General features: G+C 72.5%; 4 protein-coding genes. 1 reads left to right on the top strand and 3 read right to left on the bottom strand.

Annotated elements, in window-relative coordinates; all coding sequences use genetic code 11:
• Positions 1-204: 204 nt before the first annotated feature.
• From AX737_RS17100 to AX737_RS17090, 3 genes are all read right to left on the bottom strand, one after another.
• Positions 205-894 carry a uracil-DNA glycosylase gene (locus AX737_RS17100; protein WP_066923525.1) on the bottom strand — a complete coding sequence of 230 codons (690 nt, stop codon included), beginning with the start codon at positions 892-894 and terminating at the stop codon, positions 205-207.
• A complete protein-coding gene (locus tag AX737_RS17095; protein ID WP_066923522.1) occupies positions 891-2,414 on the bottom strand; it encodes a bifunctional UDP-sugar hydrolase/5'-nucleotidase in 1,524 nt (507 codons plus the stop codon). The genes AX737_RS17100 and AX737_RS17095 overlap by 4 nt, the downstream gene beginning before the upstream one ends.
• Positions 2,415-2,508: 94 nt before the next feature.
• The gene (locus AX737_RS17090; protein ID WP_066923520.1) at positions 2,509-3,456 is read right to left on the bottom strand and encodes a class I SAM-dependent methyltransferase; all 948 of its coding nucleotides are present in this window, start codon (positions 3,454-3,456) and stop codon (positions 2,509-2,511) included.
• Positions 3,457-3,608: 152 nt separating this feature from the next.
• On the opposite strand from AX737_RS17090, the gene hemH reads away from it, so the two are divergent.
• Entirely contained in the window at positions 3,609-4,697 is a 1,089-nt protein-coding gene (hemH, locus tag AX737_RS17085) for a ferrochelatase (protein ID WP_066923515.1), read from the top strand.
• The last annotated feature ends 121 nt before the right edge of the window (positions 4,698-4,818 follow it).

Genomic DNA, 4,818 nt, shown 5'->3' with positions numbered 1-4,818 from the left:
ACGCTCCGGGCCCCTCACCCTGTCCCTCTCCCGCACGGGAGAGGGGACCCGCGCCTGATCCGAGGCAGGACTCGCTCGGCATATGCGATCGCCCTGCCCTATGGGAGAGGGCACCTGAGCCCGACTTGGCTCCCGGCTTTCCTACGGAGCGGAGGGGAGGCGCGATCCAAGTGGTCGTCCGGAGGCGACAGGCCCGTCTCGGCCTCAGCCCAGCCGCCAGTCGATCGGCTGGAGCCCCCGCGCCTCCAGCCATGCGTTCGCCTTCTGGAAGGGCCGGGAGCCCGGAAAGTCCCGCGCCCGGTTCAGCGGCGAGGGGTGACCACTCTCGATGACCGCGTGCCGGTCCCGGTCGATCAGCGCGGCGCGGGCGCGGGCCTGGGCGCCCCAGAGCAGGAACACGGACGGCTCCGGACGGGCCGAGACCGCCGCCACCGCCTCGTCGGTGAGCCTGGCCCAGCCGTAGCGCAGATGCGCTCCGGACTTGCCGGCCTCGACCGTCAGTGCGGCGTTGAGGAGGAGTACGCCCTGCCGCGCCCACGGCGTCAGGTCGCCGGACCGGGGCTTTGCCGGATCGACCTCCGCCAGGATCACCTTCAGGGAGGCCGGAAGACGGCCCTTGCCCACATACGAGAAGGCGAGCCCGTGGGCGTCGCCCGGCCTCGGGTAGGGATCCTGTCCGAGGATCACCACCTTGACGGCTCCGGGGGGCGTCAGCGCGAGCGCCGCGAAGATGTCGCGCGGCTCCGGCAGCACGCGCGCGCCCTCGGCGATGCGGGCATCGACCCGCGCGGCGACCGTGTCGGCCGCGCCCTCGCGGAAGAATGGCAGGTCCGTCCAGGGCGAGCCGGAGGCGCGGAAGGCCGCGAGCGCGTCGGCGACGGGCGTGCGGCTCATCGCGCCACCATCAGGCGCTCGCCCTCGCGGATCGCGAGGGGGCTGTTGCGGCGCAGATACGTCATCACTTCGTTCGCCACGAGCTTACCGTCGGTGGCGCCGATCAGGGTGCGCCCGCTGCGCAGGGCCCCGTAGCCGTTGCCGCCGTCGTAGAGGAAGTTGTTCGCCGCGACCGTGTAGGTCCGCGCCCGGTCGAGCGGCGCTCCGTCGACCGTGACCGAGAGGACGCGCGAGCCGGGCGCCCGTTCCGGATCGAGCCGGACCGCGAGGCCGGAGACCTGCACGAGGCGCCCCGCCGGCCGGCCGTAATCGGCGAGCCCGTTCTCGAGGAGCGCCAGCAGCGCCTCGCCCGTGATCGCGACGAGCACCACCGTGTTGCCGAAGGGCAGTTCCTGCAGGATGTCGCGGCGGGTCAGCTCGGCGCCCGCCGGGTAGAGCCGGTTGCCGCGGATGCCGCCGCCGTTCATCAGCCCGACCTCGGCGCCCGTCGAGGCCCGCACCGCGTCGGCCACGAGGTCGCCGAAGCCGGCCTCCCGGGCGCGCACGCTGGCGACCCGGCTGTCGAGGGGCAGCGCGGTCCGCCCGACCGGAACGTCGAGCTCGCGCGACAGGTCGGCCTCGTAGCGGCGCACCAGCGCCAGCGTCTCGGGATCGGGCGCGACGTCCCGCGTGTCGTGGATGCGGAAGCTCGGGCGCCAGCGCAGGCGCCGCTCCGCCCCCTCCCCCTCGCGGGTGCAGCGGATGTCGATCGCGGTGACGAAATGCGCATCCACGCTCGATTCGGCGAGCACGCGCTGGCCGTCGTAGCGCAGGAACAGGTCGTGGTCGTGGCCGGACAGGATGATGTCGGCGTGGCCCGCGGCCAGCATCGCCATGTCGGTGGCGCGATCCGTGTGGACCACCGCGACGACGATCTCGGCGCCCTCCGCGCGCAGCAGGCGGGCCTGCTCGGCCAGCGTCTCGGCCTCCGGGCCGAAGCGGAGCGTGCCGCTCTGCGCCTTCTCGGGCGTGCTCCTCAGCGCGATGCCGGTGACGCCGACGCGCACGCCGCCGAGATCGGTGACGAAGCGGTCCGCGACGTCCGGCAGCGGCTCGCCCGCCCCGTCCCGGAGGTTCGCCGCGAGCGTGCGGAAGGCGGCGCCGCGGATCCGCTCCTGGAACACGGCCGGCCCGAAATCGAACTCGTGGTTACCCGGCACGAACACGTCGGGCGGGGCGAGCGCCAGGAGCGCCACAATGTGCGCGCCCCGGTCGAAGCCCGACATCAGCGAGGGCGAGAGCGTGTCGCCGGCATGCGCGTAGAGGACGGGCACGCCGCGCGCGCGCTCCGCCTTCACCACGGCGTTGAGCCGCGCGAAGCCGCCGCGGCCCTCGACCTCGCCCATCAGGTAGATGTCGTTGACGAGAAGGAGCGTGAAGGTCGGGCGGTCGGCTCCCGCCTCGGCGGCGACGGTGGGCAGGGCGCCGAGGCCGGCCCCGAGCCCGAGTCCGAAGGTCTGGCGGCGGCTCGGTTCGCGCATATCCCCTCGCCTATCCGGCGGACCCGACGCGCTCGTGACGCCCGGCCGGCAAGGCGCCCTACCGGAACAAGACGCCCTGCCGAAACAGGACGCCCTACCGGAAGGTGTCGCGCACGGCCTTGGCGTTGCGGCGGACCATCGGCCAGATCCAGGCGCCGGAGGCGAGATAGGCCCCGGGCGCCTTCGGGCGCAGGTCCGCGGCCAGCCGCTGCGCGAGGCCGGGGACAGCCAGCGCCCCGACCGGCGCGTCGGTCTTGCGGTAGACGACCGTGGTGTCCTCGCGCCAGTAGGCCTCGTCCGGCACCAGCCCGGCGCGGCGGGCCAGCAGGTCGAAGGTCTCGCGCACGTAGCCGTGCACGTGGGCGAAGTGGAAGCGCTCGTGCGGCGGCTTGCCGGTGGCGGCCATGTTGGGCACCGCGGCGTAGAGGCGCCCGTCCGGCTTCAGCCAGCGGGCGAGGCGCTCCATCACCTCGGCCGGGTCGCGCAGGTGCTCCAGCACGTGGTGGGTGCTGATCACGTCGAAGCTGCCGGGTGCGAAGGTCGCGTCGTCCGCATCGTCCAGCACCTCGACCCCGTAGGTCTTGCGGGCGAAGGCGGCGTAGTCGCGGCCGGGCTCGACGCCGACCACGTCGCAGCCCTTGGCCCGGGCGGCGGCCAGGAACTCGCCGGAGCCCGAGCCGAAATCGAGGAGCCGGGCGCCCGGCACGAGCTTGGGCCCCAGCAGGTCCGCCCGGAAGGCGGCCTCCCGGCCCGAGCGCTTGACGTGGTGGGGCGGCGGGCCGCCCGCGAAGGCGAGCTGGTAATCGGCCCGGTAGGCGGTGGCGTAGTACGCGGCGAGTTCGTCCGGCGTCGGCATCGGGTCGGTGCGGATCAGGCCGCACTGCGTGCAGGCAATCGAGCGCAGCACCTTCAGGCGCCGGTCGCTCTCGGCCACCACGACGGACTCCGCGCAGCCGCACAGATTGCACGCCGCCGGCGCGCCCGTGTAGGGGTAGCCGGTGAACGGTACGAAGTGCCTGAGGAAATAGCGGGGAGACGGCATGTCGCGCCCTGTCCTGTCGATCTTCGAAAAGTCGCTTCGTGCTCTAGATAGATAAGCCCGTCGAGACAATCGCGGCGCGCTCACGAGATCCGCCCCCGGCAGCCGCAAGCGCGCCGGGCGGGGCGCCGCCGCGGACCGGAAAGCCCTGTGTGATGAACGAACGCGTCGAACCCGCAACGCTCGCGGCCCGCCAGCCCCTGGCGCCTCAGGCCCCCGTCAGCGCCGGCACGCTGCCCGCCGAGCATCCGCCCGTCCGCTGGGGCCGGGTCGGCGTGCTCCTGATGAATCTCGGCACGCCGGAGGGCACGACCTACTGGCCGATGCGCCGCTACCTGAAGGAGTTCCTCTCCGACCGGCGCGTCATCGAGGTGCCGCGGCTGATCTGGTGGCCGCTCCTGAACCTCGTCATCCTCACGAAGCGCCCGGGGCCGAAGGGGCGCGACTACGCCAGCGTCTGGAACAACGCGCTGGACGAGGGGCCGCTCAAGACCATCACCCGCGGCCAGCGCGATCGGTTGCAGGCGGCGCTCGGCGATTCGGTGGTCGTCGATTGGGCCATGCGCTACGGCAAGCCGGAGGTGAGTTCGCGCATCCAGGCGCTGCTCGACCAGGGCTGCGACCGCATCCTCCTGGTGCCGCTCTATCCCCAGTACGCCGCCGCGACCTCGGCCACCGCCTGCGACCAGGCCTTCAAGGCCCTGATGCAGATGCGCTGGCAGCCGACGGTGCGGGTCTCGCCGCCCTACCACGACGACCCGGTCTACATCGACGCGGTCGCCCGCTCGATCCGCGAGGGGCTCGCCAAGCTCGATTTCGAGCCGGAGGTGATCCTCACCTCGTTCCACGGCGTCCCGAAGAGCTACCTGCTCAAGGGCGACCCCTACCATTGCCAGTGCGTGAAGACGGGCCGCCTGATCCGCGAGGCGCTCGGCTACGGGCCGGACAAGATGCGCACCACCTTCCAGTCGCGCTTCGGCAACGAGGAGTGGCTGAAGCCCTACACCGACGAGACTGTGCAGGCGCTCGCCAAGTCCGGCGTGAAGCGCATGGCGATCGTGGCGCCGGGCTTCACGGCCGATTGCCTGGAGACCCTCGAGGAACTCGACGGCGAGAACCGCCACTATTTCGAGGAGAACGGCGGCGAGAAGTTCGCCTACATCCCCTGCCTCAACGACGGCGACCTCGGCATGGAGGTCATCGAGCACGTGGTGCGGCGGGAATTGCGGGGTTGGGTGGAGTAGGCCCGCGCGTCTTACCCCTCCCCCCTCTGCGGGGGAGGGTGGCCCGCGAAGCGGGTCGGGAGAGGGGAGAGCGCTTCAGAATAGAGCTGCGGCCCTGCATGAAGGCCGCGCCTCATCCTGA

This window comes from Methylobacterium sp. CCH5-D2, assembly GCF_001556475.1.
Lineage (GTDB): Bacteria > Pseudomonadota > Alphaproteobacteria > Rhizobiales > Beijerinckiaceae > Methylobacterium > Methylobacterium hispanicum.
The sequence above is the reverse complement of the archived record's forward strand: the minus strand, read 5'-3'. Positions and strand labels throughout refer to the sequence as shown.